Origin of the sequence: Nitrosomonas communis, from assembly GCF_900114745.1 — a bacterium.
GTDB classification, from domain to species: Bacteria; Pseudomonadota; Gammaproteobacteria; order Burkholderiales; family Nitrosomonadaceae; genus Nitrosomonas; species Nitrosomonas communis_A.
The window spans coordinates 20588-46571 of the sequence record NZ_FOUB01000023.1; the positions used below are offsets into that span (position 1 = coordinate 20588).

Consider the following 25984-nt stretch of genomic DNA (forward strand, 5'->3'; position numbering starts at 1 on the left):
TCCTTTACCATGAAAGCTCCGCCAGATGTTGAATGCTGGCTTAATCTTATTCTAATAGATAGTTTAAGTAGCGAATCCATTCGAAAGCTACTCATTGCTTTTGGTAGTCCAAGAGATATTCTTTCAGCGGATACATATCAACTGGAACGTATCGTAAAAAAGCAAGCCGCTTATAGCATCGGCCGACGTGCAGACAAAAGTAAAGTCGATGTAGCGCTTAAATGGTTGGAAGACCCTTCTAACAATATCATTACACTTGCAGATCATGATTATCCAAAACTGCTACTTAATATTGTCGATCCTCCTCCTTTGCTTTACTTAAAGGGGCAACGCAAACTTCTCAATTCACCCGCCCTTGCTATCGTTGGGAGTCGTAATGCAACACCCCAAGGCATAGTCAATGCGAGTGCTTTCGCGGAAGCTGCAAGTAATGCTGGATTTTGCATCGTTAGTGGAATGGCACAAGGAATTGATACTGCCGCACATCAAGGTGGCTTGCGCGGGATCTCAGCGAGCATTGCTGTGGTAGGGACGGGGCTCGATATTGTTTATCCTGCAAAAAATCGAGAGCTCGCACACCTGCTGGCAAAAGAAGGCGCACTCATTTCGGAGTTTCCCCTAGGAATGCCTGCATTGGGCAGAAATTTTCCTCGTCGTAATAGAATTATCAGCGGCATGAGTCTTGGCTGTTTAGTCGTTGAAGCAACTTTGCACAGTGGCTCACTCATCACTGCAAAACAAGCATTAGAACAGGGACGCGAGGTAATGGCCATACCCGGTTCTATACATTCACCTTTGTCAAAGGGCTGTCATGCATTAATCAAGCAAGGGGCCAAATTGATAGAAAATATCCAGGATATTCTAGATGAGCTTAACTGCCAGACTGTGTTATCTCATGAAAATATCAACATAACACTTGATTTTAGTGACTCACAAGGGGATTCACTATTGCTGCCCCACTTGGGCTATGACGTGATCGATATCGATACCCTATGTATGCGAAGTGGCTTGACGGTAGAAGCAGTATCCGCCATGCTATTGACACTAGAGCTAAATGGTATGGTTGCCAGCTTACCTGGCGGCCGTTATCAAAGAGTTCGTTAATGCCATTGATAAAATCCATACAACAAAAAATCTGCTAATGTGCATCCAGCGAAAGAGAGCGTCTATATGTACGAAATTCTAATTTACTTATTCGAAAATTATTTCGAAAGAGGAGGTTGCCCAGATTCTGCAACCTTAACGCATAAATTAACTATAGCTGGCTTTGGAGAGGATGAAATTAACCAAGCACTTAATTGGTTATCAGATCTTACAAAAGGTGATAATGATCACTATCCGGCAACGCTTGCTCAAAGCAAGTCACTACGATGGTATATGCCTTCTGAAATGGAAGCAATTGATAAGGAAGGACGTGGATTTATTCTTTTTCTTGAGCAGGCAGGTATTCTTAATCCACTACAACGAGAATTATTGATTGACCGTGTTCTTAAAATGAATGGAAATAATTCCAGTCTTGAAAAGATTAAGCTCGTCGTTTTGTTCGATCTATGGATACAAAATCAATTAACTGACCCAAATGTTCTGGAAACATTATTCATAGCGAGTAATCCGCGATACCGGCATTAATTGTTGAGAAACAATTAACTCTTGTTCGAGTTTATATAAACTCTTTATTTTAATGGGCAATATATGCCCTTAAAATAAAGGGTGCTAGGCGCACAAAATGTACCTTTGACTTTCCTCAATAATCTGAATATTCCAATCTTGTAATTGACAAAAAATATAATTATCTAGCCAAAATTTCATGAGCAAAAAATTGATCATCGCTGAGAAGCCTTCCGTGGCAACAGATATTACCCGTGCATTAGGTAATTTCACTAAAGAAACTGATTATTTTGAAAGTGACGAATACGTTATATCATCTGCAGTTGGCCATTTGCTTGAGCTGACTGTACCGGAAGATTATGAGGTTAAGCGCGGCAAATGGAGCTTTGATCATTTACCAGTTATCCCTCCTTATTTTGATCTTGTCCCTATCGAAAAAACAGCTAATAGATTGAAATTATTGATAAAACTTATCAAACGGAAAGATGTGGATACGCTAATCAATGCTTGTGATGCTGGACGAGAAGGAGAATTAATTTTTCGTTATATCACGCGCTACGCGGATATAAAAAAACCCGTTAAACGTCTATGGTTGCAATCCATGACACCTGCTGCCATTCGAGAGGCTTTCTCTAAATTACTCGATGATAGTGAAGTACAGCCATTAGCAGAAGCCGCTGTCAGTCGTTCTGAATCAGATTGGTTAGTTGGGATTAATGGTACACGTGCAATGACGGCGTTTAATTCTCAAGAAGGTGGTTTCCATAAAACCACTGTTGGACGTGTTCAGACCCCAACACTAGCCATACTTGTTGAGCGAGAAGAAGCCATCAAAAAATTTGTGCCCAAAGATTACTGGGAGATCCACGCTATTTTTTCTAGTAACAATGATCCCTACAAAGGAAAATGGTTTGATGAAAAATTTTCAAAAGATAAGGAGAATACTGAAGCCAGAGCAGAACGCATATGGGAGAAAAATAAAGCAGAAGCGATCAAGACCAAATGTCAAGGCAAACCAGGAATAGTTAGCGAAGAAAGCAAGCCAGCAAAAGAAACCTGTCCGTTATTGTACGATCTCACAAGCTTACAACGAGATGCCAATAGTCGCTTTGGTTTTTCTGCTAAGACAACATTAGGGCTGGCGCAAGCGCTCTACGAAAAACATAAAGTATTAACCTATCCACGTACTGATTCACGCGCACTTCCAGAAGATTACATTGCGCCTGTTAAAGATACTCTGCATGCACTTGAAACCACTCAATATAGCCAATTCGCAAAGCAAATTCTGGATTCTGATTGGATAAAACCCAATAAGCGTATTTTTAATAACACAAAAGTTTCCGATCACTTTGCCATTATTCCAACTTCACTTGAGCCAAAAAAATTAAATGATGCAGAAGCAAAGCTTTACGATCTGGTAACCAAACGTTTTCTTGCAATCTTCTATCCAGCTGCAGAATTTCTTGTGACAACTCGTATTACGCGTGTTGAAGGCGAGCCCTTTAAAACAGAGGGTAGAATTATGATTAATGCTGGATGGCAAGCCGTTTACGGCAAGTCTCTCATACAAGATGAGAATGCTGATGGCACTGTTTTACCTGCGATCAGCGCTGATAAATCAGCTATTACTGAGGAAATCAAGGTCATTTCCAATCAAACTCGCCCACCAGCGAGATTCAATGAATCAACTCTCTTATCTGCCATGGAAGGAGCGGGAAAACTAGTTGAAGACGAAGAATTACGGGCAGCAATGAGTGCAAAAGGGCTTGGCACACCGGCAACGCGTGCAGCTATCATTGAAGGTCTCGTCTCAGAAAATTATATACAGCGCATGGGGCGAGAATTATATCCAACTGCCAAAGCATTTTCGCTTGTTACCTTATTGCGCGGATTAAAAATACCAGAGTTGATCTCTCCAGAATTAACAGGTGATTGGGAATTTAAATTACGCCAGATCGAGCAAGGTAAACTAAAACGTGAAGCATTCATGGCTAAAATTGCTGACATGACGAAACATATTGTCGAGCAAGCGAAAAATCATCGTGGGAAAACGATCAGTGGCGATTTTGCTATACTCAAAGTTCCATGCCCAAAATGCGGAGGAGTTATACACGAAACATACAAGAAATTTCAATGCCAACAGTGTGATTTTGCTCTATGGAAAATTCTGGCTGGACGGCAATTTGAAATAGAAGAAATGGAAATACTGATTTCAAAAGGTGAAATTGGTCCATTGCAAGGGTTTCGCAGCAAAATGGGACGCTTATTTAACGCTATCATTAAGCTTACTGATACCTTCGAGATGAAATTCGAGTTTGGTAGCAATGAGATGGAAGAAGCTGATGCAATTGATTTTTCCCACCAACACCCTCTCGGCAAGTGCCCCAAATGCAGCAATCCTGTCTATGAGCACGGATTATATTATGTCTGCGAAAAGGCAGTGGGTGCAACTCACACATGCGACTTTAAAACCGGAAAAATTATTCTCAACCGAGCTATCGAACAGGAGCAAATCGTTAAATTGCTACAGACAGGGAAAACTAATTTATTAACTAAATTTATTTCCAAGAAAGGACGACCATTCTCGGCTTATTTAGTAATCGGAAAGGATGGTAAAATAGAGTTTGAATTTGAGCAGAAGGCTTCAAAAGAAAAAATAGAAAATACAAATGAAGTTAAAGTATCATCGTCTTTAAGCAAGAAAAAACGTGCGTAAGAATCTAACTGCACGCTCATAAGACTTATTACCTCTCACATTTTATCTTTTACTATTTCTTTATTTCTCAAAATAAATAAGTGAATACTATAATGAAATTTACTTTCAATTACAGTATTCACACCCTGTAGCCTTGATAGCCTTTTTGAGGCTCAATTAACCATAAACATTAATAATATACTTAGCAATTCCAGATGTTGCAGCAATAAGAATGGCCAATCCTCCAACTACCGCTATTCCTTCTATAAAAAAGGAAAAGAGTGCTTCGCGCGTGGTCTTAAACTCTTCTTCACCATCTTTATTACGTCGACGATCTTTCCGATCTTTTATCCAGAGCTGGATTGCAATAACAAACGGAATAGCCAGTACAGAAATAAGTAGTGAATTTAAAGAATCATCTTCCATTGCTCAGTCCCATTAATCTATCAACTATAATTTAATTAAATATGAATCCTAGCTATTGAGTTTTTAGCTAGTAATATCCCAATAAAATTAGTTATTATAGCAGGCACTACAAATTTACGTTCTGCTTCTATATCATATCTTTTGTTTATATCTAAACTAACCTGTCAATCTAATCTGCCATTATAAAAAAGACATGAAGACCTATAGCATATTTACTTTCCTAGAAATTTATGGACTGGCTTGATCTTCCTGCTGCTAATGCTGCACGTGGCTTCATTGAACTGCCAGGTTCCAAAAGCATCTCCAATCGGATCCTTTTACTCGCTGCATTAGCAAACGGTAAAACCCTCGTTCGGAATCTGCTGATTTCTGATGATACGGCACAAATGCTGAATGCACTTGAAACGCTCGGTATTAAAATCAATCAAATTAGTAAAAATGATTACAGCGTGGAAGGTGCTAAAGGGAAATTCCCAGTCAAACAAGCTGATCTATTTCTGGGTAATGCTGGTACTGCTTTTCGCCCTCTCGTGGCTGTGCTTGCCATAATGGGCGGTCATTATCGATTATCTGGCGTAGCCCGCATGCATGAACGCCCTATTGCTGATTTGGTAAATGCTCTACGTCAATTAAATGCCAATATTGCTTATCTTGGAAATGAAGGTTTTCCTCCCTTAGAGATCAAGCCTGCTGAGCTACAAACCAAAGCCATTTCTATCAAGGGAGATGTTTCGAGTCAATTTCTCAGTGGACTCTTAATGGCATTACCCTTAACAGATAAAACTACCACAATTATCGTTAATGGCATGCTTATTTCAAGACCTTATGTTGAACTTACTCTGGCTCAAATGGCACGATTTGGTGTCCAAGTTATACAAAAAAATTGGCAACACTTTACAGTACCTGCCCCACAAACTTACAAGAGTCCAGGTGAAATAATTGTAGAAGGAGATGCTTCCTCAGCATCCTACTTTTTGGCTGCTGGAGCTATTGGTGGAGGGCCGGTACGCGTTGAAGGTGTTGGTATAGAGAGTTTACAAGGCGATATTCATTTTGCTGATGCGTTAGAAAAAATGGGCGCTCATATCAGAAAAGGGAAAAATTGGATTGAGTCTTCTTCGCCAATTAGCGACACTTCTCGTCAGTCTCTGCAAGCTATTGATCTCGACTGCAATCATATTCCCGATGCAGCCATGACATTAGCCACAACGGCTTTATTTGCAAAAGGAACGACTACACTCAGAAATATCGCGAGTTGGCGGGTCAAGGAAACTGACCGTATTTCAGCAATGGCAAAGGAATTGCGTAAAGTTGGCGCTCTGGTTGAGGAAGGGAAGGATTTTATACGAATTACACCACCTGCTACCGCATTGACTCCTCATGCAATTATCGATACCTACGATGATCATAGGATGGCGATGTGTTTCTCACTTGTATCTCTAGGTGTCCCTCTACGCATCAATGATCCCGGTTGTGTCGCTAAGACCTTCCCAGATTATTTTAAAAAATTTGCAATGATTGTGCATTCCTGACACTACCAATCTTCATATTTTTACTTAAGAGGTTTTTATGGAAAGTGGCACTATTCCAGTCATTACTATTGATGGTCCTTCAGCTTCTGGAAAAGGCACAGTCGCACAAATTGTTGCCCGAAGACTTGCATATCATTATCTTGACAGTGGCGCACTTTATCGTCTAGTGGCGTTGGTAGCAATACGATCAAATACTGATTGTGCTAATGAGTCAGCCATAACAAATCTTGCTTTACATTTAGATGTAAATTTCGATGGCTCATCTGTTCGATTAAATGGAGAAGATGTCTCAGATGCGTTACGTAGCGAACAATGCAGTAAACTGGCCTCTATAATTGCTGGCCAATCTGCAGTAAGAGCAGCATTACTGCAGCGTCAACGTGCATTTCGCCAATCACCTGGACTAGTAACAGATGGCAGAGATATGGGGTCAGCTGTGTTTCCAGATGCTTCTCTTAAAATTTTTCTTACTGCTAGCGCTGAAGAGCGAGCACGACGACGTTATAAGCAGTTGATAGAGAAAGGAATAAATGCTAACATGCAGTCCATATTGCAGGATATTTATGAACGCGATACGCGTGATAGCAATCGCGATATTTCTCCTCTAAGGCAAGAAGTAGATGCAAAATTGTTAGATACGACTTTCCTCAGTATTGAGGATGCTGTTAATGAAGTACTGCGGTTGCACAATGCGGTCTGCAAGAACTAAATTTAATGAGAAGAGGTTTTATTTTTTAAATAAGACCATATCTTATAATTCAAGTAATTTTTGATTAACTTTTAACTAACTAACCATCTCATTTATGGGATGAAATTAAAATCGGGTATTTTTCTATAATGATTATTGCTTCCAACGTAACTCCTTCCTCAGAAAATTTTGCCAAACTCTTCGAAGAAAGCCTTACACGTAAAGAAATGCGTGTGGGCGAGGTAATTACCGCAGAAGTTGTGCGAATTGACTATAATTTTGTAGTGGTCAATGCAGGCCTCAAATCCGAAAGTTATATTCCGATTGAGGAATTTAAAAATGACAGAGGCGAGATTGAGGTTAAAGTAGGAGATTTTGTCAGTGTTGCTATTGATGCGCTCGAGGATGGTTTTGGTGAAACGCGCTTGTCCAGAGACAAAGCTAGACGATTAAATGCTTGGCATGACCTGGAAGAAGCTATGGAAAAAGGTACTATAGTAAATGGCATGGTCAATGGTAAGGTAAAGGGTGGATTAACTGCCATGGTCAACGGTATTCGTGCATTTTTACCTGGTTCATTAGTAGATATCCGACCCGTCAAGGACACTACTCCTTATGAAAATAAGGAAATGGAATTTAAAGTCATTAAGCTCGACCGTAAACGCAATAATGTTGTTATATCTCGACGCGCAGTACTAGAAGAAACTCAAGGCGCTGATCGAGAATCTTTATTGGCAAACTTGCAAGAAGGCGCTATCGTGCATGGTATTGTCAAAAATATTACTGATTATGGGGCGTTTGTTGATTTAGGCGGAATAGACGGACTCCTTCATATCACAGATTTAGCTTGGCGTCGTGTAAAACATCCCTCAGAGATCATTAATGTCGGTGACGAAGTAACAGCCAAGGTACTTAAATTTGATCAAGAAAAAAATCGTGTTTCCTTAGGCATGAAGCAATTAACCGAAGATCCATGGGTAGGTCTCTCAAGACGCTATCCTCCGGGCACACGCCTTTTTGGTAAAGTAACTAATCTCACAGACTACGGTGCCTTTGTAGAAATTGAACAGGGAATTGAAGGTTTAGTGCATGTTTCTGAAATGGATTGGACCAACAAAAATGTCTATCCTTCGAAAATAGTACAATTAGGTGATGAAGTTGAGGTCATGATTATTGAGATAGACGAGGAGCGCCGTCGCATCTCTCTTGGAATGAAACAATGCAAACCTAATCCATGGGAAGAATTTGCAATGTCTCATGAAAAAAGTGATAAGGTCAAGGGTCAAATAAAATCTATCACTGATTTTGGGGTATTCATCGGCTTACCCGGCAATATTGACGGCCTAGTTCATTTATCTGATCTCTCTTGGACTCAGCCAGGTGAAGAAGCCATATTGAATTATAAAAAAGGCGACGAGGTAGAAGCTGTTGTATTATCTATTGATGTTGAGAAAGAACGTATTTCCCTGGGAATAAAACAGTTAGAAGGAGATCCTTTTACTATATTTGTCGCAGCACACGATAAAAATAGTATTGTCAAAGGTACTGTAAAATCAATCGATGCCAAAGGTGCAGTCATCGCTTTAACTGACGAAGTAGAAGGCTATTTGCGTTCTTCTGAAGTATCTCGTGACAAAATTGAAGATATACGGACCCTGCTCAAAGAAGGGGATCAGATTGAAGCGATGATCATCAATATTGATCGTAAAAATCGTAATATCAATCTTTCCATAAAAGCAAAAGATCAATATGAAGAAAATAGTGCATTACAGATGGTGACTACCAAAACTCCTGCCAGTACAGGCACTACCAATCTGGGAGCATTGCTCAAAGCTAAAATGGATAGCAAAAACTCTGAAGAACAATAAAGGACATCGATGACGAAATCTGAATTGATTTCCAAGCTTGCTGCTCGATACCCTCAGCTCTTGGCAAAAGATACTGAGTTAGCTGTCAAAATGATACTTGATGCGATGGCTAATAGCCTCTCTAGAGGGGAGCGTATCGAAATTCGCGGTTTTGGCAGTTTTGATTTAAATTACAGGCCAGCTCGTATTGGCCGCAATCCAAAATCAGGAGAGAAGGTTCATGTACCTGAAAAGTATGTTCCACATTTTAAAGCAGGAAAGAAAATGCGGGAACGCGTTGATTTTAAAACAAAAGATCGATCATAATAAATCCATTTAAAATGCAGAGGATGCTCTTTTTGAACTAATAGTAAAGCAATTATTGCTCGAAGAGAGCATCTTTATATTTTATATAATGTTAAAGCTTATGTATTTTTTTATTTGGCTTTTAAATATAATAGTTTTTTTATTCCTACTTAGCTTTGCTGCAAAAAATACTGAAATAATAACTATTCATTATTATTCTGGTTTTGAATGGCAAGCTCCACTAATTGTAGTTTTATTAGCATTTTTTGCATCAGGTATTATTTTGGGATATTTCTTTTGCTTAATCAAAAGATTAAGCAAAAAATTATAATGCCCCTAATGTGACTACATGAATAATCCACGTATTATTGTTGCACTTGATTTTTCTAATAAAAAACAGGCACTTGAATTTGCATCAAAATTGGATAAGAATTTATGTAGAATAAAAATTGGTAAAGAACTTTTTACTACTGCTGGCCCACAATTAGTAGAACAATTAATGAGTTACAGTTTTGATATTTTTCTTGATTTAAAATATCATGATATTCCAAATACGGTAGCTAATGCTTGTAGAGCTGCGTCAGATCTGGGCGTATGGATGGTTAATGTTCACGCGTTGGGAGGGAGAAAAATGCTTATTGCTGCTCAAGAAGCACTCTCCACAAAAAAAACAAAGCTCATCGCGGTAACTCTACTTACCAACTTAAATAAGAGCGACCTCTATGAGATAGGCTTGAATGAAGAACCCATCGATATTGTGCAGCGCCTTGCTCTACTTGCCAGCGATTGTGGTCTGGATGGTGTGGTTTGCTCAGCCATGGAAGCATCGCAGCTTAGGAAAATCATTTCAAAAGATTTTTGCTTAGTAACGCCAGGAATTCGCCCTCTGAATTGTAATAAAAATGATCAAGCTCGCGTAGCAACACCCCAAGAAGCTATACAAAATGGTGCTGATTATTTGGTGATTGGTAGACCTATTACACAATCTACCGACCCTCTCTTAATGCTTCAGCAGCTAAATCATGAGATTGAAATGATCCAACTATTATAATGAAATGAAAAAATTAGCTCCATAAAAGAGAAGGTTGTTTTTTAATACCCCCCCAAAAGAGTCCAGAAATTCCTATCTTTTTTATTTTATGCAATTATTGGTCGCCAATCTAACCTCTTATTCCATTTCTAAATCAAAAATGATGCGAAGGCGAGCCGCAGACAGTATAAATAATACGGCAAGGTGAAGCCGACAAAGTCAGTTTCAATTTAGAAATGGAATTACACAGCACCCAAACAATCTCTCCAATAATTATATTCTCTCTCCTCTAATAACGATAAACATAGATCGATTGCTGGTTCTAGTTTTAACATTATTCACCTTCTGAGTATTCTTGCTACGCAAGCCTGGACCCGAAGCTATATAGCACTTCCGCCTTGATCGCAGCATACGTGAAATCAGCTATCAGTGTTGAACAACGCATCTTCTCCTCAAATTGCACTATCTCCTGCACAGCAGCAGCATCTACTACATTAATCAGTAATTTTCGCTCAAATTCTGCACAAAATCTAATTCCATTTCTAAATCAAAACTGGCTTTGCCGGCTTCACCTTGCCATATTACTTATACTGTCTGCGGCTCACCTTCGCGTCATTTTTGATTTAGAAATGGAATAATTTACCCATTGAGTGACTTTTTCATTCAACCATAAGGCTTTTATAATACTATGTTTGTGGTTTTTTATAGATTCAAATGAGGAAAATAAGTTGAAGGAAATGTCTAGCTACTACTTTTTCTACTATATATCCTTATGCAAAAAAACATTTAATCTCTAGAACTGATTTATCCATAAAAATTTTCAGATAAGAAAAGCTTCATAAAATTTTAATATAAACAATACTTTCCATTTATATTATTCCTTGATATACTTTTTACTAATATATCATGTAAGCATAAATTAAAAGCATGTCTGCTAAGAACATTGTCATTTTATTTATTTACATATGTTTAGTAACTGGTTGTGGATCAATAGGAAAAAAGGAGGCAAATTTTAATGGACAGCCCTCTCACATCCAAAATAATGACAAAATAAATTCACACTCTGTAAAAAATATTTTGTATGAAAATTATAAGAAATGGCAGGGAGTGCGTTACCAGCTCGGGGGGTTAAGTCAAGACGGAATCGATTGCTCAGGATTCGTTCATATTGTTTATAAAAAAGGATTAGGTAAGGAATTACCAAGAACAGCAACCCAACAATCAAGGCTAGGAAAAATAATAAGTAAAAATGATCTTAAACCAGGTGATTTGATTTTCTTTAGAACTAATAAAAGATCAAATCATGTAGGTATTTATCTAGAAAATAAAAAATTTATTCATGCTTCCAGATCTAGAGGAGTAACGATATCCAGATTAGATGATCGTTATTGGGAATCCACATATTGGAAATCAGTCAGAATCTAATAATTAATATCTAAGAAAACTAATGGGCACCTCTAAAAATTCAGAGTTTTAAATAAAACGAGGCGAGAATAACAAACGTTGGCACTGCATATGACTGATATGTAAGGAAATATTATTTGCGAACAACAACGTATTGTGACGAAATATGAATTTTTAGAGGTGCCCTAATTAATTTTAATTTTTCAGAAAGTTATACCAACCATTCTGGACGCAGAATGAGTATTCCCCCCAATCCCAGCATCAATAATCCACTAACTAGCTTGAGTAAACGCCCTGTTTGCAGGGTAAGTTTATGGCTACTTAGTGCAATTACACTAGCTCCCACCATGAGCGCATCATCTGCCAAGTATCCAAGAATATAAAGCCCTAGATATGCATGATAAGTTATTGGATTTAAATCTTGCTGAGTTAATATTGCAGTATAGATGGCGGGGAAACCTGCTGTACATAATAATTCGATAAAATTAACCAAGACAGCCAATACCGCAACTGCTATCAGAACAGATAGCATCCTGTCTGTTGCCAAAATTGCTCTCATTCGAGCATATAAAACAGGCTTAGCAGAATCTGGAATGGATAATGAAAACCCCCATTTCCAGAAAAAGAAATCCTTCACATTCAATCCACCAATGGTTAATGCCATTCCACCCAATATCCATCTCACGACAGTCGACAAACCAATCAATAAAAAAACGTTGAGCCAAGCTGCCATGAATGCGTAATAAACTATTCCACTAGCCAAAACAAAAATACTGGCAATAAGCGCCATTCTTTTGCGGTCTTGCAAATGCACAAGCATTGAGAGTAAGAATAACAATACCCACATCGCGCATGGATTTAAGCCATCAAGTAAGCCTATTATTAACGTGAACAGTGGTAGACCCAACTGGGAAACACTGATAGTACCGAATAGCGCTGTCTCAATCTGATTGAGCTTTGCCTCTCGGTCTGTCGTAGTTTGATCCACCAAAGATTCTAATAAAGCTCCTATATGATCAGCATTATCGAAACCAACGAGTAATTGACCTTTGAAGTGAAATGCAGGCACGCCGGGTGGCCAGACCCCTGCTTTCTGAGAATATTTCATCAAATCTTCACGAGCAGATACATCGTGATCGACTGAACGGTAAACAATGCGTAACCAAGGCCGTTCGCTTCCAAATCTTAAAAGAAATTTTTTGGCTTTTGCACAATGTGGGCAATCATCACGTATAAAAACCTCAAGCTCATTTTCTTTAATAAATGTTTGCTGGATTTCCTCTACTGCATTTGATGGTTGTGAAATTAGCTGTAAAGTTAGCAAGAAGCCTATTACAAACATGATGGAGAAATACCTGAAATCAAGCAGTATCACCTGCGTATTATCTTATTTATAACTGATAAAATGATATATACTTGGTTTATTAATAAAAACTTTACTTATGCTTATAGAATAACAGGTCTATCTGGAAGTGCATTTTTTCCTCCTTTTGATGCTACGGGAAAATATTTTCTCAATTGATTATCAATTGTACTGATGGCAGCCAATATACCTTCTTCAAATTGTCCTTTTTGAAAAGCTGCTTCCATTTCCTGGCAGATATTTTCCCACTCTTTATGATCCACTTTAGCATCTATCCCGCGATCAGCTACAATCTCCACGTCATGATCGGCAAGCAACAAATAAATTAACACACCATTATTATGCGGCGTATCCCATACCCGTAACAATGAGAAAATATCAATTGCTCTTTCTCGTGCAGACTGTTTTTTCAGTAGAGAGATTAGATTTAATGAAATTTCTACCGCAAACAATATTTCACCATCATGATTTATCTCAGACTGTCTGATAGCCTGTTCAATTCTTGCTAATGAAGCAGAAGGAAGTAAGCGCTTTATTGCGACTTGACCTAGAAGAAGATGTCTGATTATCCGCAGAAAATTCATTTACCACCTCCCCGAAGCACCGCCACCACCAAAACCGCCCCCTCCCCCTCGAAATCCGCCACCACCAAAACCGCCCCCTCCTCCTCGGAATCCGCCACCTCCAAAACCACCTCCACCGGGCCAGCTATTGCGCCCGCCTCGATAAATTCCCTGATTGGTGTTCTCAAATAAACTGAGAATAAAAATGATTATTGCAATGAAAATAGCGATTGCCAAGGAAGAGAAAATAAACCATACGATTGAGCCAGCAATAGTTCCTGTAACAGAGGCGCCAATCAGGCGTCCAAACATAGCCTGCAGCATTCTGCCAAGCACGAGAGATAGCAGTAAAATGGGAATAATGTTGTTCAGAATAAAACTTGGCCCATTTGATATGTCTGTGCCACGCCTGATAGAAGGTGAAGGCAGCGGTTCACCTTCGATGATTTTTAAAATATGATCAATACCAGCCTGAATCCCACCTGCAAAATCTCCTTTCCTAAACTTCGGTGCGATGAACTCATCGATAATTCGCTTTGCTACAGCATCTGGAAGCACACCTTCGAGTCCATAGCCTACTTCGATGCGTAGCGCTCTATCATTTTTGGCAATGAGAAGAAGGACAGCATCATCTACTCCTTTGCGCCCAAGCTTCCAAGCTTCAGCTACCCGCATAGAGTATTGTTCGATAGTTTCGGGTTGTGTCGTTGACACGAGCAAAATTGCCACTTGAGCCCCTTTTTTAATTTCATAATCTGCTAGCTTTTGCTCCAGTTGAGCAATTTCACTCTTTGTTAGCGTATGGGTTAAATCAGTTACGTGAGTTTTTAGCGGGGGAATCGCTACTTCGATTTCGGCCCAAGAAAGCGTAGCGAAAATATACAATAGGACCATCATCAATGATTTGGCATTGACTCCGATCATTCTTGGAAAAATCATGTTATTATGCGGCAATTTAAAAAATCAATAATACTCATATTACTCGGCTTGCACTGGCACATTAAAATCAACCTTTGGTGCAACGGAGATTTCTTTTTCATTTTCAACCGTAAAATTAGGTTTTACCTGAAATCTAAATAGCATTGCTGTAAGGTTGCTCGGAAACGAACGCACGGTCACATTATATTCCTGAACCGCCTTAATATAGCGGTTACGAGCCACGGTTATGCGATTCTCTGTGCCTTCCAATTGTGCCTGCAAGTCACGGAAATTAGCATCAGATTTGAGTTGTGGATAGTTCTCCACTACAACCATTAATCGTGCGAGTGTGCTTGATAATTCTGCTTGAGCACTCTGAAATTTGGCAAAGGCTTCCGCATCCTCGATCAATTCCGGTGTGGCTTGGATACTACTTACTTTCGCGCGAGCGTTAGTCACCTCCAGCAACACCTCTTTTTCCTGGGCAGCAAATCCTTTTACTGCATTAACCAAATTTGGGATCAGATCCGCTCGGCGTTGATATTGATTAATTACTTCAGACCAACCTGCTTTAACCTGTTCATCTGTAGATTGCAATGTATTATATCCACAGCCACTTAGAGCCAGCATATAGAGCATTATTAAGTAAAACAATAGCTTTTGCATAATCATCTCCCAGCAAAAAGGATATAAAAATGATAAAAATAAATAACTTAAAAATTAAACTAACCCGAGATATAACTCAATAAAAGATATTCTTGGAATAAGGTCATCTTTCTCGATCCACCAGATAAGTTTTCTTAATATCCAATGATACAATGCTATCAATATCGATAATATTGTTCTGATAATGCCTTTTGTTAATATATAAATAAATTTTTAATCCTTATAAATTTAAACCTTACGATGTTTACAATTAAATAAAAATCTTCTGGGAATATTATGTATAAAATAAAATTAACATTCTTGTTTTTATTGTTGCTCAGCGGATTATCTATTACTACACATGCGACCCCGGAACAAAAACCGTTATCCCTATCATTGGCAAATAAGATAGTAGCAGCAGCGATGCAACAATGTGAGCGAGATGGTTTTCAAGTATCAGTAGCAGTTGTCGATAAAAGTGGTGTAATACGAGCACAAGTAAGAATGGATAATGCCGGTGCACATACTATCGAAAGCAGTTTTCGCAAGGCTTACACCTCTGCTAGTTTGAAATTACCTACATCAAAATTGGCGCAGATTGCTGCAAAGGATTCTGAATTACAAGGCTTGCATCATATGGCCAACAATATTCTTCTCTTAGGAGGAGGTTTGCCTATCAAAATTAATGGTGAAGTGGTTGGAGGAATTGGGGTGGGCGGTGCGCCAGGAACATCTCTTGACGAAACCTGTGCCGAAGCAGGTCTAAAAAGTATGCAAGAAAGTAAATAAGTTTATAATCTCCAGGCAATCATTTTTTAATTGGCTACCAGAATTGGTAACAAGTAATATAAAAAATTACAACGACTAATTGGTCTATTTGAATCACTCGACACATGTTATTTCTCTCTATTTATTACCTGTGCTATCCTCGCTAACGTAAAACCAAATTATAAATAAAGCATTAAATTGTGTTACAGGCGCTATTTCCCAATACGTTATTTATGAACGCTCTTCTCATTGGCTATATCCATGGTTGTTGACCACTTTGACGTTACCATCGTGGGCGGTGGACCGGTTGGCATGGCGCTAGCCATTAGCTTGCATGAAAGAGGAATGTCAAGTTTGCTCCTGGAAGCTCAAGGAGTACCCGAGCAAGTTAAAGATCCTCGTCCATTGGCGCTTTCCTTTGGAAGTCATCTGATTTTGCAAAAATTAGGTGTCTGGTCAGCATTACCGCAAATAACTCCCATTACAAATATCCATATTTCCAATCGAAGTTACTTTGGCCGTACCGTATTAACTTCAAAAGATGCGGGCGTACCGACCTTAGGATATGTGGTGAATTACTATGATTTGTATCAAGCTATGCACCAACAGTTGCAAATTCATAGCGTTAATTATCAGGTTGGTGCAACGGTAACAACCATAAAAATAGCTCCTAAGCAAGCGCAGATTGAATATCAACAAGCTGGAGAAAATAAGCAAGCTATTACAAAACTACTCGTTTTAGCCGATGGGGGGCGTTTAGCTACCCAAATTGAAGGGGTAAATTATCAGACACATACCTATCACCAGTGGGCGATCGTTGCTAATATCAAAACATCTGCTTCTCAAAATGGAATAGCGTATGAGCGCTTCACCTCTGAAGGACCAATAGCGTTACTTCCATCGGGAGACGGTTTTGCACTGGTATGGACTGTTCCATTTTCCTCAGCTGAGGCGATACTAAGCTTAGATGACAGCACTTTCCTTGCTCAGCTTCATCATCATTTTGGCGATCGATTAGGAGAATTTATGAGTACTGGTAAACGTTCAGGATTTCCTCTCGTGCTCAAGTATGCCTCCCCTACCATAGCTTGTAGAACAGCTCTTGTGGGGAACGCTGCTCAAACTCTGCACCCAGTTGCTGGGCAAGGCTTTAATCTAGGGTTGCGTGATGCTTGGGAACTGACTCATGAAATCATTCAGTCTTCAGCTTTAACTTCTGAAATAGAATTATCTCGAATGCTGAAAGCGTATGCCAATAAACGACAGATAGATAGAGATGCAGGAAAATTATTTACCCATTCTCTAGCAAGAATATTTATAAGCGATCTCCCTCTTCTACAGACTTTCTGCGGTATGGGGCTGAGTATATTGGATTGTTTACCGCCAATTAAACGTTTTGTCGCACGACGCATGATATTTGGCGCAAGAGGTTAATTTATCGGATAATACTATCACTTATTGCTTTTTAATCTTTTGTTTTTAAAAAGCTGGCAAAATTAATATTAATTTCTAATCAACCCTGTATCGAATTTGAGTCACACCATGCAGATTGGTCCTTATGCTCTCAAGAACAAGCTGATTGTTGCCCCAATGGCTGGCGTGACAGATCGTCCTTTTCGCCAACTTTGTAAGCGCATGGGTGCCGGCATGGCGGTTTCAGAAATGGTATCAAGCAATTCTCTATTATGGGGATCAGAAAAAACCCGACGACGTGCGAGCCATGAGGGAGAAGTTGCGCCTGTTTCCGTACAGATTGCTGGAGCCGATCCAAAAATGATGGCTGAGGCAGCGCGTTACAATGTTGACCAGGGTGCGCAGATCATCGATATCAATATGGGTTGCCCTGCCAAGAAGATCTGTAATGTCATGGCAGGCTCTGCGTTGTTGCAGAATGAATCGTTGGTTGGAAAAATTCTTGATGCCATTACTCATGCTGTTGATATTCCAGTAACCTTAAAAATACGTACGGGTTGGGATACTCAGCATAAAAATGCTGTAACCGTAGCACGGATTGCCGAAAACGCTGGAATACAAGCATTAGCTATCCATGGCCGTACACGGGCTTGTGCTTATCGTGGCGAAGCCGAATATGACACCATAGCAGCAGTAAAAGCTTCTACTAAGAAGATACCGATCATTGCCAATGGTGACATTACAACGCCAGAGAAAGCTAAACAGGTGATTGAATATACCGGTGCGGACGCTGTCATGATCGGTCGTGCTGCGCAGGGAAGGCCATGGATTTTTCGAGAAATCGATTATTATTTTAAAACGGGCAAATATCTCCCAACACCAGAAGTTACCGAAATACATCAGGTACTGATTAGTCATTTACATGACCTTTATAAGTTTTACGGGGAATATTCAGGGGTGCGCATCGCACGTAAGCATATTTCCTGGTATACCAAAGGACTTATCGGTTCAGCTGCCTTTCGTCACACTATGAACCAGCTACAAACAATAGATGAACAATTAGCAGCCACTAACACTTTTTTTTATCAACTTGCTAATTATGGACAAAGACTCACTTATATCGAAGATGAGGTAATAACGGGTGTATGAATACCTTCAATGAAAATGAAATTGCCTGCTATATACGTAAATCCATTGAAACTTATCTCAAAGATTTGGATGGGGAGAGACCTTGTTCAATCTATGAAATGGTCATCCAGAGCGTGGAAAAGCCATTATTTGAACTGGCTATGGATTATGCTGAAGGAAATCAAACAAAGGCAGCGGAATTCCTTGGGATCAATCGAAATACACTGCGTAATAAATTAGCTAAACACCGGATCAAATAAATTTTGTGAAATGACAATAAAACAAGCATTAATCAGCGTTTCAGATAAAACAGGCATTGTTGAACTGGCCAAAAAACTACATCAGTTTGGAATCAATATCATTTCTTCTGGCGGCACTGCCAAGTTATTACAAGAAGCAGGTATAGCTGTGACAGAAGTGAGTGAGTACACAAATTTTCCTGAAATGCTTGATGGGCGAGTAAAAACGCTTCATCCCAAAATTCACGCTGGTATCTTGGCTAAAATGGATGTACCCGTGCATAATCAAGCTATACAAAATGCCGGGATATCTCCTATTGAATTAGTTATTGTCAATTTATACCCATTTGTTGAGACGATCGCACGGGCTGACTGTACGCTTGAAGATGCCATTGAAAATATTGACATCGGCGGACCTACTTTAATTCGAGCAGCTGCAAAAAATTATCAGCATGTTACAGTCATTATTGATCCGGAGGATTACCCAATTTTATTGACTGAAATGGAATCAGGCAATGGCACAGTAGCATTAACACGTCGCTTTCAGTTTGCACAAAAGGCCTTTTCGCATACTGCTCGTTATGATAGCGCTATCAGTAACTACTTAACAGCCATTGATTCAAACCAACAACAATTATTTCCAAATCACCTCAATCTCAATTTCAATATCATTCAATCGTTGCGCTATGGTGAAAACCCGCACCAGCAAGCTGCTTTCTATCGTGATGCAATAAATCTGCCTGGAAGCCTGGCAAACTATACACAGTTACAAGGCAAGGAATTATCTTATAACAACATTGCGGATACAGATGCAGCTTGGGAATGTATAAAAACCTTTAATCGTCCTGCCTGTGTCATTGTCAAACATGCTAATCCATGTGGTGTTGCTATTGCTGATACCCTTCTCGCCGCTTATAAGCTAGCCTTTGCAACTGATCCAACTTCTGCATTTGGAGGTATTATTGCCTTTAACCGCTCGGTCGATGCCGAATTAGCCGAGGCAATTTCGAAGCAGTTTGTAGAAGTCATTATCGCACCTGAAATTTCACTTGAAGCCAGCAGTATTTTAAATCAGAAGCCTAATATACGTGTGCTAACGGTACCATTGCAGATGCAACCTAACCGCTATGAATTAAAACGAGTAGGCGGAGGGTTATTGGTGCAGACACCGGATAGTCTTAATATCACAGAAAATCAGTTAAAAGTAGTCTCCGAAGCTCAACCGACACGACAACAAATTGAAGATTGTTTATTTGCCTGGCGTGTCGCGAAATTTGTCAAATCCAACGCCATCGTATTTTGTGCTCAAGGGCAAACACTTGGTATTGGCGCAGGCCAAATGAGTCGAATCGATAGCGCCCGTATCGCTTCAATTAAAGCTAGTCAAGCAGGATTAAGTTTAATGGACTCTGCTGTTGCCTCAGATGCCTTTTTTCCATTCCGAGATGGGCTAGATGTCGTCGTGCAAGCAGGTGCTAGAGTCGTTATTCAGCCAGGAGGCAGTATTCGAGACGAAGAAGTCATTAAAGCAGCCGATGAACATGGTATCGTGATGATCTTTACTGGAGTGCGACATTTTAGGCACTAAAATGGGATTATCCATAAAATTACACCCAAACCTCTCTCTTATCTTTTGCAATTTTTAATATTTGTTAGGTTCTTATTTCTTGGCATATGAAATTACTCGTAATCGGAAGTGGCGGTAGAGAACATGCATTGGCCTGGAAATTGAGTCAATCTCCACGTGCCAGCAAAGTTTATGTTGCACCAGGTAATGCAGGAACCGCACTCGAACCAGGATTAGAGAATATCCCTTTCACTACAATATCCGATCTGGTGATATTTGCTCAGAAAGAAAAAATTGCATTAACCATAGTTGGCCCAGAATCCCCTTTAGCTGATGGTATTGTCGATGTTTTCAACGCTGCAGGTCTTAAGATCTTTGGGCCAACTAAAAAGGCTGCACAACTAGAAGCATCAAAGACTTTTGCTAAAGCGTTCATGCAGCGCCATAGTATTCCAACCGCTGCATTTGCAAGTTTTGATAATCCATCTGAAGCTCATCATTATATTGATCAGAAAGAAGCTCCGATTGTAATTAAAGCAGATGGCCTGGCAGCAGGAAAAGGTGTTGTTATCGCAATGACACTCACAGAAGCCCATGAAGCAGTTGATACTATGTTGATAGAAAATAAATTGGGTGAGGCAGGCGCTCGAATTCTAATTGAAGATTATCTTGAAGGGGAAGAAGCTAGCTTCATTGTTATGTCTGATGGTCGAAATGGCTTACCTCTTGCTACTAGTCAGGATCACAAACGTTTGTTAGATAACAATAAAGGACCGAATACAGGCGGCATGGGTGCTTATTCACCTGCTCAAATAATATCTCCTACGCTACATGCTAAGATTATGCGTGAAGTTATCACACCAACTATACAAGGTATGGCACGTGATGGCGAGATCTACACCGGATTTCTTTATGCTGGATTAATGATTACTCCAAGAGGAGAAGTTAAGGTATTGGAATTTAACTGCCGTTTAGGTGATCCAGAAACGCAACCTATTATGCTGCGATTGAAAAGTGATCTCACCATCTTACTGGAGCACGCAATTAATGGAACATTAGATAAGGTTGAAATTGAATGGGATCGGCGGGCAGCATTAGGTGTTGTTATGGCTGCCGAAGGGTATCCAAGTGCACCGCAAAAAAATGATGTGATTACTGGTTTAATTGAAATAATGACCAATCAAACGTCTACAGATGAATTTCATATATTTCATTCAGGTACTGTGTTTGGTAATCAAGTTAAAAGTGAAATCTTAACAGCTGGAGGACGTGTATTGTGCGTAACTGCACTAGGTGAAAATATTAAACTGGCTCATAATCGTGCTTACGACATCGCAAGCAAAATTCATTTTAAAGGATGTCAGATGAGGCATGATATCGGCTATAAAGGAATATAAAATTACAGCAAGTAAAAGAATCTTCTTATCGTGGATCCAAATTCGAATTGCAACTTCTGAAGGCTGATGGGTATAACTTACCGACACTCCAAAGAATATCTCATGCGGTATTTTAAATCCAAGTACTTTGCATGGTCGGTGATTGAGACGACCGACTGCCCACTGCACTTGTTCTTCGGTAACCTCAGTCAATTTCATATTCTTGGGGAAATACTGTCATAGTAGTCCATTGCTGTTCTCATTCAACCCCCGCTCTCATGAATGGTTGGGAAGTGCAAAGTAGATGTCTGCTTCCAATTCTTGAGTGATGGTTTCATGTCCAGCAAATTCTTTTCCATTGTCGAATTTCACAGTGTGGCATTTGTGCTTGTGAGGACGTAGCAAACTATTGATCTTTACGATTACTACCTGCGCAAGTTTAGCTTGCAATTGACCTGCCAGGATATAACGCGATTTCCTCTTTGCCAGTGTAATTCCATTTCTAAATCAAAACTGACTTTGTCGGCTTCACCTTGCCGTATTATTTATACTGTCTGCGGCTCGCCTTCGTGTTATTTTTGATTTGGAAATGGAATTACCAGTACTCCTTGATGGTTCTTGCCGATCACCGTATCGCCTTCCCAATCTCCAATACGAGTTTTCTGCTCGACGAGATCTCGGGTGGTTCATCGATGCTGACTCGGTTGCGAATAGTGCCACGTCGTTCTTGCCCACTTGCATAGCGTTTGCGTCGCGGTTTCTGGCAGCGCAGACGTCCCCACAAATCACCCCCTGCCAATTTGTCTGCGTATAGGTACTGATAAAGGGTTTCATGGCTGATTGACAATTCATCTTCTAGTTTAAGTCGAGAGCGGATACCTGTTCAGGACTCACATCCTGCCGAATCATCCTCTCCACCTTATTCCAGTCTTCCCGGCTAAATCGCCTGGTTTGGGCTTTCTACCTTACACATTTATCTCGTAATTCCTGCGCCTGCTTTGGACGCGCCAGCCTCGCTGCCTTCTATTGCGCCTGAGTTCTCGTGAGATGGTAGATTTGTTCATGCCTACTTCATTCGCTATCTCTCTTTGCTTAAATCCTGCTTTCCGTAATCCATAAATCTGATAGCGTTGCTCACAGGTAAGCTGTTGATAGTCTTTCATCTGCGCTCCTTTTATTTGATCGATCAAGAAGATCAGCTGCTATCGCAGCTTGCCTCTTGTTAACGTTATAAAAGTTGCACTTCAAACTTGAATCCGCCAAATATTATTAGTTAGAAATTTCTATTCATTAAGAGTTATAGGTTTATTCCATTACAAAAAATTCTTACACCTTCCGATCGGCTTCTGAAACATTACTAATCACGTTGTATTTCCTTCTTACTCATCTCTGCTGATCGAAAACGGATAAAAAACATAAGCTGGTCAATTCTTCTCGGCTATCTGCTGATGGATAATAAAAACTTCTGGTGAATTGGGGTCAACCACTACTCGCACCCAATTGATATCCCTGTCACCGAACGTTTCTATGCGAGTGACATTTTCTATGCGCTTCCTATCTGTACCACTACTGAATAAAGGTTTGTCTAAGCGAAAGTGATGCGAATCACCATGCGCGAGAATGACGGGTTTGCCAAATTCTACTGATTCTTGTTCAAAAACGTTAAGAATTTCCTCAAAACCAAGCCGCTTGTCGTTACCTTTAGCTAATTCAAATCTTGGGTTTGCCTGAAAAAGTAAGAAGACACCACGGGCATTACTTTTCCTGGCTTCGGTGAAAGTTTGTTTTATCCAAGAAAGAGCGGCATTGATACGTCGCTTGACTTCATCGTCATCAGCTTGAGTGCGTGCTGAAAAAGGCAGCAACCCATTATTACTGCCAACGATGTGCAATGTAGCAAACACGACGAGATTCTTCTTCCAGCGTACATTTTCTACAAATTCTGAAAAATCTGGATCCCTCGCCTGGGTAGTGACCGTCATTGTCCTCTGTCCCAGACTTACACCGGGCTGCGGGTAAAAAAGTTTTCGTAAATAAGCGAGCCTTTCGAGAGGTTGATACGAACCTGCAGTGAAACGATGGCAATCTGTCCATTCATTATCACCCGGCGTCAAGATAAAAGGAAGCTGAAATTGCTGAAAACGTTCCAGGCGATCGCGAAGCAGCTCATCTGAACAAGGTGATAAACCTGTTTTAATATCTCCTGCATGAAGTACCCACTCTAGCTTTTGATCAGCATTAATTTCCTTAATCAAATTATCAAATTTGCGAAAATCCACGTTAGCATAGGGCACATCGCCAATCAGCGCGAATTCGAATGGCTTAACGCCTTCGCTTTCAATTCTTCTAGATTGTGCTGGAGCAGTAGTGAGAAAAAATACTAGAAGAAGCGTGGAAATAATAAAAAATCTAAATTGAACCATTCTGCGTATTTTGTTGAATGAAGAACGTTTGTTTGAGTTGCTCAGAAAGATATACCACAAACAATAGATTTTGGTAGAGATTATAACTGACACTTGTAGCTATACAAACGGGTCTTATTCCATTTCCAAATAAAAATGACGCGAAGGCGAACCGCAGACAGTATAAATAATACGGCAAGGTGAAGCCGACAAAGTTAGTTTTGATTTAAAAATATAATTAGGAAGTTAGGGTGAGTTTAAACGTAAATAATTTGAGAATTTTATGATAGAGATTATTACGTCGATGATTAAAATGGAATTTAGTTTTCTCAAGTGGCAAATAAAAGTATGCGCAGGATCGCCATTGAATTTTGCCAACCACATCTGGCAAATCTCCGAAAGATTCAATACCGTTAATATATCGCTCACCAGTAGCGAATTCTTTGTCACAATGATGCACTCTGAAGTGTTTATCAAAGCCGATATCAACCTTGATGAATAAAGCTTGAGTGAGCTTAGGGATTATCACCTAAAGGCTAAAGTAAAGATCTATTGGCTGTGCTCGCCTTTTTTCAGTTTTCTCTCCATAATTGAGATGACCTTTCCTCTTGATGGATATTTATCTGAAAAAAAATATCTTTAATCCTTTGTTTTTCTTATACTATTGAATCAAAATTAAGTAATTTTCTGATTAATAATCAATATATTTGACAGTCCATTTGGCTTTCGGTACATTGAACTTGAGTAAAAAATCATTTGCTTTTTTTTCTAGGCATTAGCTCAATTATTAAGTTGAACTTAGGTGCAATTCGCGCAGCAAACCTTTGATCGATGCATTGGCAGTACTTCAATCTCAACAGATAGTATGGTTATCAATAAGGAGATATCACAATGAATCAACAAAATGACAAGCCGAAATCACCGTTACCTGAGCAAACTCAAGAAAAGCCCGGGTTGGATTCTAAAATGACCCCACAGCCGCACTATAAAGCGCAGGCTTACAAGGGTTCCGATAAGCTTAAAGACAAAGTGGCATTGATTACCGGTGGAGATTCTGGAATTGGACGAGCAGTGGCCGTGCTGTTCGCCCGTGAGGGGGCAGACGTGACCATTGTCTATTTGCCTTCAGAGCAGTCAGATGCGGAAGAAACCAAACTTGCAGTGGAAGCGGAAGGTCGCCAGGCGCTCCTCCTTCCTGGGGATGTCACATCACGCAGCTTTTGCGAGCAAGCTGTAGAGCAAACCGTCACGCGTTTTGAAAAGTTAGATATTTTAGTCAACAATGCTGCTTATCAAGAAACGCGACATAGTTTGGCCGAGATCTCCGATGAGGATTGGGATACCACATTCAGAACGAATATTTATGCCTATTTTTATATGGCACGGGCCGCGTTGGCGCATATGAAAAAAGGGGCGGTGATTATCAATTGTGGTTCGATCACGGGTTTAGAAGGAAGCAAAAATTTGATTGATTATGCTTCGACAAAAGGGGCTATCCATGCCTTCACAAAATCACTTGCCCAAAATTTGGCCGAAAGAGGAATCCGTGTTAATTGCGTCGCTCCTGGTCCGATCTGGACACCATTGCAACCTGTATCGAAACCCGCCGAAGCCGTGGCCCAGCATGGAGCTGATACGCCCATGAAACGTCCGGGACAACCTGAGGAAGTAGCACCTGCTTTTGTTTTTTTCGCTTCGGAAGCCGATTCCAGCTACATTAGCGGAGAAATAATGACAATTTTAGGGGGTGAAACGCGGGCTGGCTAGATCAACTTTACCTAGAGTGTGCGCCGATCCAGGGCACATTCTTTGTAATAGATCATATTGATTATCTATCTAAAGTGATCGCATCGCTTGAGGTAGCTTATTGCTCGCTCTTGATTAGTAGCATGGGCTCTTACACCGTTAATTCTTGAGAAGAATCTATTGGATTTGCTTAATTAAATGATTAACGGTGTAAGTTCCATGAGTTGAGCATATTATAAATATTAACGACTTATTAAATAATCTGCTCAGAAGTTCCCTCTTACTGCCGTATTTGCAGATGTGATTAAACCATCGCACAT

The 25984-nt window shown here is 39.9% G+C and carries 25 protein-coding genes and 1 pseudogene; 17 read left to right on the forward strand and 9 right to left on the reverse strand.

Annotation, left to right across the window (positions count from 1 at the left end; genetic code table 11):
* Positions 1–9: 9 nt before the first annotated feature.
* The 3 genes from dprA (at position 10) to BM122_RS09945 (ending at position 4324) form a co-directional block, all read left to right on the forward strand.
* Positions 10–1104, forward strand: coding sequence for a DNA-processing protein DprA (gene dprA, locus BM122_RS09935; protein ID WP_074905421.1), 1095 nt, complete (start codon positions 10–12; stop codon positions 1102–1104).
* Positions 1105–1170: 66 nt separating this feature from the next.
* Positions 1171–1629 carry a Smg family protein gene (locus tag BM122_RS09940; RefSeq protein ID WP_074905422.1) on the forward strand — a complete coding sequence of 153 codons (459 nt, stop codon included), beginning with the start codon at positions 1171–1173 and terminating at the stop codon, positions 1627–1629.
* A 178-nt stretch (positions 1630–1807) separates the two neighbouring features.
* A complete protein-coding gene (locus BM122_RS09945) occupies positions 1808–4324 on the forward strand; it encodes a DNA topoisomerase III (RefSeq protein ID WP_074905423.1) in 2517 nt (838 codons plus the stop codon).
* A 156-nt stretch (positions 4325–4480) separates the two neighbouring features.
* Here BM122_RS09945 and BM122_RS09950 read toward each other — a convergent pair whose 3' ends face one another.
* Entirely contained in the window at positions 4481–4729 is a 249-nt protein-coding gene (locus tag BM122_RS09950; protein ID WP_074905424.1) for a hypothetical protein, read from the reverse strand.
* A gap of 230 nt (positions 4730–4959) precedes the next feature.
* On the opposite strand from BM122_RS09950, the gene aroA reads away from it, so the two are divergent.
* From aroA to BM122_RS09985, 7 genes are all read left to right on the forward strand, one after another.
* On the forward strand, positions 4960–6261 hold the full coding sequence (aroA, locus tag BM122_RS09955) for a 3-phosphoshikimate 1-carboxyvinyltransferase (RefSeq protein ID WP_074905425.1): 1302 nt from the start codon (positions 4960–4962) through the stop codon (positions 6259–6261).
* Between the two features lie 37 nt (positions 6262–6298).
* On the forward strand, positions 6299–6970 hold the full coding sequence (cmk, locus tag BM122_RS09960; RefSeq protein ID WP_074905426.1) for a (d)CMP kinase: 672 nt from the start codon (positions 6299–6301) through the stop codon (positions 6968–6970).
* Positions 6971–7098: 128 nt separating this feature from the next.
* Positions 7099–8817, forward strand: a complete 1719-nt coding sequence (gene rpsA / locus BM122_RS09965; protein WP_074905427.1) for a 30S ribosomal protein S1 — start codon at positions 7099–7101, stop codon at positions 8815–8817.
* 9 nt (positions 8818–8826) lie between these two features.
* A complete protein-coding gene (locus BM122_RS09970) occupies positions 8827–9123 on the forward strand; it encodes an integration host factor subunit beta (RefSeq protein ID WP_074905428.1) in 297 nt (98 codons plus the stop codon).
* A 100-nt stretch (positions 9124–9223) separates the two neighbouring features.
* Positions 9224–9433: a lipopolysaccharide assembly protein LapA domain-containing protein gene (locus tag BM122_RS26005; RefSeq protein WP_074905429.1), complete on the forward strand. Its 210-nt coding sequence runs from the start codon at positions 9224–9226 to the stop codon at positions 9431–9433.
* A gap of 18 nt (positions 9434–9451) precedes the next feature.
* Complete coding sequence (pyrF, locus tag BM122_RS09980) at positions 9452–10153, forward strand: orotidine-5'-phosphate decarboxylase (RefSeq protein ID WP_074905430.1); 702 nt, start codon at positions 9452–9454, stop codon at positions 10151–10153.
* Positions 10154–11059: 906 nt separating this feature from the next.
* Entirely contained in the window at positions 11060–11557 is a 498-nt protein-coding gene (locus BM122_RS09985) for a C40 family peptidase (RefSeq protein WP_074905431.1), read from the forward strand.
* A gap of 190 nt (positions 11558–11747) precedes the next feature.
* On the opposite strand, the gene BM122_RS09990 is transcribed toward BM122_RS09985, so the two are convergent.
* From BM122_RS09990 to BM122_RS10005, 4 genes are all read right to left on the reverse strand, one after another.
* Positions 11748–12878: a glutaredoxin domain-containing protein gene (locus tag BM122_RS09990; RefSeq protein WP_074905432.1), complete on the reverse strand. Its 1131-nt coding sequence runs from the start codon at positions 12876–12878 to the stop codon at positions 11748–11750.
* 104 nt (positions 12879–12982) lie between these two features.
* Positions 12983–13483, reverse strand: coding sequence for a TPM domain-containing protein (locus BM122_RS09995; protein WP_074905433.1), 501 nt, complete (start codon positions 13481–13483; stop codon positions 12983–12985).
* Entirely contained in the window at positions 13484–14401 is a 918-nt protein-coding gene (locus BM122_RS10000) for a TPM domain-containing protein (protein WP_256211987.1), read from the reverse strand. It lies immediately after the preceding gene.
* A 39-nt stretch (positions 14402–14440) separates the two neighbouring features.
* Positions 14441–15046: a LemA family protein gene (locus BM122_RS10005; RefSeq protein ID WP_074905434.1), complete on the reverse strand. Its 606-nt coding sequence runs from the start codon at positions 15044–15046 to the stop codon at positions 14441–14443.
* Between the two features lie 276 nt (positions 15047–15322).
* On the opposite strand from BM122_RS10005, the gene BM122_RS10010 reads away from it, so the two are divergent.
* The 6 genes from BM122_RS10010 to purD all read left to right on the forward strand — a co-directional run bounded on the left by BM122_RS10010 (position 15323) and on the right by purD (position 21537).
* On the forward strand, positions 15323–15814 hold the full coding sequence (locus BM122_RS10010) for a GlcG/HbpS family heme-binding protein (RefSeq protein WP_074905435.1): 492 nt from the start codon (positions 15323–15325) through the stop codon (positions 15812–15814).
* 240 nt (positions 15815–16054) lie between these two features.
* Positions 16055–17227, forward strand: coding sequence for an FAD-dependent monooxygenase (locus tag BM122_RS10015; protein ID WP_074905436.1), 1173 nt, complete (start codon positions 16055–16057; stop codon positions 17225–17227).
* Between the two features lie 108 nt (positions 17228–17335).
* Positions 17336–18355 (forward strand): tRNA dihydrouridine synthase DusB, encoded by a 1020-nt coding sequence (gene dusB / locus BM122_RS10020; RefSeq protein ID WP_074905437.1) that lies wholly within the window; start codon positions 17336–17338, stop codon positions 18353–18355.
* Entirely contained in the window at positions 18352–18594 is a 243-nt protein-coding gene (locus BM122_RS10025; RefSeq protein WP_074905438.1) for a helix-turn-helix domain-containing protein, read from the forward strand. Before dusB ends, BM122_RS10025 begins: the two co-directional genes overlap by 4 nt.
* A gap of 10 nt (positions 18595–18604) precedes the next feature.
* Positions 18605–20161, forward strand: coding sequence for a bifunctional phosphoribosylaminoimidazolecarboxamide formyltransferase/IMP cyclohydrolase (gene purH / locus BM122_RS10030; RefSeq protein ID WP_074905439.1), 1557 nt, complete (start codon positions 18605–18607; stop codon positions 20159–20161).
* A gap of 86 nt (positions 20162–20247) precedes the next feature.
* Positions 20248–21537 carry a phosphoribosylamine--glycine ligase gene (gene purD, locus BM122_RS10035; protein ID WP_074905440.1) on the forward strand — a complete coding sequence of 430 codons (1290 nt, stop codon included), beginning with the start codon at positions 20248–20250 and terminating at the stop codon, positions 21535–21537.
* Between the two features lie 604 nt (positions 21538–22141).
* Here the strand turns inward: purD and BM122_RS22385 are convergent.
* The 4 genes and pseudogenes from BM122_RS22385 to BM122_RS22390 form a co-directional block, all read right to left on the reverse strand.
* Positions 22142–22363 (reverse strand): hypothetical protein, encoded by a 222-nt coding sequence (locus tag BM122_RS22385; protein ID WP_143083393.1) that lies wholly within the window; start codon positions 22361–22363, stop codon positions 22142–22144.
* Positions 22364–22481: 118 nt separating this feature from the next.
* Positions 22482–22679 carry a helix-turn-helix domain-containing protein gene (locus tag BM122_RS10040; protein ID WP_074905441.1) on the reverse strand — a complete coding sequence of 66 codons (198 nt, stop codon included), beginning with the start codon at positions 22677–22679 and terminating at the stop codon, positions 22482–22484.
* A 261-nt stretch (positions 22680–22940) separates the two neighbouring features.
* Positions 22941–23939, reverse strand: coding sequence for a metallophosphoesterase (locus tag BM122_RS10045; protein ID WP_074905442.1), 999 nt, complete (start codon positions 23937–23939; stop codon positions 22941–22943).
* 217 nt (positions 23940–24156) lie between these two features.
* Positions 24157–24408 (reverse strand): annotated as a pseudogene (locus tag BM122_RS22390) (hypothetical protein); the annotation flags it as partial.
* A gap of 401 nt (positions 24409–24809) precedes the next feature.
* On the opposite strand from BM122_RS22390, the gene BM122_RS10055 reads away from it, so the two are divergent.
* On the forward strand, positions 24810–25685 hold the full coding sequence (locus tag BM122_RS10055; protein WP_074905444.1) for an SDR family oxidoreductase: 876 nt from the start codon (positions 24810–24812) through the stop codon (positions 25683–25685).
* Positions 25686–25984 lie beyond the last annotated feature (299 nt).

Coding starts and splice junctions, on each gene's coding strand:
- dprA (WP_074905421.1), top strand. CDS start 10: ATGAAAGCTCCGCCAGATGTTGAATGCTGGCTTAATCTTATTCTAATA.
- BM122_RS09940 (WP_074905422.1), top strand. CDS start 1,171: ATGTACGAAATTCTAATTTACTTATTCGAAAATTATTTCGAAAGAGGA.
- BM122_RS09945 (WP_074905423.1), top strand. CDS start 1,808: ATGAGCAAAAAATTGATCATCGCTGAGAAGCCTTCCGTGGCAACAGAT.
- BM122_RS09950 (WP_074905424.1), bottom strand. CDS start 4,729: ATGGAAGATGATTCTTTAAATTCACTACTTATTTCTGTACTGGCTATT.
- aroA (WP_074905425.1), top strand. CDS start 4,960: ATGGACTGGCTTGATCTTCCTGCTGCTAATGCTGCACGTGGCTTCATT.
- cmk (WP_074905426.1), top strand. CDS start 6,299: ATGGAAAGTGGCACTATTCCAGTCATTACTATTGATGGTCCTTCAGCT.
- rpsA (WP_074905427.1), top strand. CDS start 7,099: ATGATTATTGCTTCCAACGTAACTCCTTCCTCAGAAAATTTTGCCAAA.
- BM122_RS09970 (WP_074905428.1), top strand. CDS start 8,827: ATGACGAAATCTGAATTGATTTCCAAGCTTGCTGCTCGATACCCTCAG.
- BM122_RS26005 (WP_074905429.1), top strand. CDS start 9,224: ATGTATTTTTTTATTTGGCTTTTAAATATAATAGTTTTTTTATTCCTA.
- pyrF (WP_074905430.1), top strand. CDS start 9,452: ATGAATAATCCACGTATTATTGTTGCACTTGATTTTTCTAATAAAAAA.
- BM122_RS09985 (WP_074905431.1), top strand. CDS start 11,060: ATGTCTGCTAAGAACATTGTCATTTTATTTATTTACATATGTTTAGTA.
- BM122_RS09990 (WP_074905432.1), bottom strand. CDS start 12,878: ATGTTTGTAATAGGCTTCTTGCTAACTTTACAGCTAATTTCACAACCA.
- BM122_RS09995 (WP_074905433.1), bottom strand. CDS start 13,483: ATGAATTTTCTGCGGATAATCAGACATCTTCTTCTAGGTCAAGTCGCA.
- BM122_RS10000 (WP_256211987.1), bottom strand. CDS start 14,401: ATGATTTTTCCAAGAATGATCGGAGTCAATGCCAAATCATTGATGATG.
- BM122_RS10005 (WP_074905434.1), bottom strand. CDS start 15,046: ATGCAAAAGCTATTGTTTTACTTAATAATGCTCTATATGCTGGCTCTA.
- BM122_RS10010 (WP_074905435.1), top strand. CDS start 15,323: ATGTATAAAATAAAATTAACATTCTTGTTTTTATTGTTGCTCAGCGGA.
- BM122_RS10015 (WP_074905436.1), top strand. CDS start 16,055: ATGGTTGTTGACCACTTTGACGTTACCATCGTGGGCGGTGGACCGGTT.
- dusB (WP_074905437.1), top strand. CDS start 17,336: ATGCAGATTGGTCCTTATGCTCTCAAGAACAAGCTGATTGTTGCCCCA.
- BM122_RS10025 (WP_074905438.1), top strand. CDS start 18,352: ATGAATACCTTCAATGAAAATGAAATTGCCTGCTATATACGTAAATCC.
- purH (WP_074905439.1), top strand. CDS start 18,605: ATGACAATAAAACAAGCATTAATCAGCGTTTCAGATAAAACAGGCATT.
- purD (WP_074905440.1), top strand. CDS start 20,248: ATGAAATTACTCGTAATCGGAAGTGGCGGTAGAGAACATGCATTGGCC.
- BM122_RS10040 (WP_074905441.1), bottom strand. CDS start 22,679: ATGAAAGACTATCAACAGCTTACCTGTGAGCAACGCTATCAGATTTAT.
- BM122_RS10045 (WP_074905442.1), bottom strand. CDS start 23,939: ATGGTTCAATTTAGATTTTTTATTATTTCCACGCTTCTTCTAGTATTT.
- BM122_RS10055 (WP_074905444.1), top strand. CDS start 24,810: ATGAATCAACAAAATGACAAGCCGAAATCACCGTTACCTGAGCAAACT.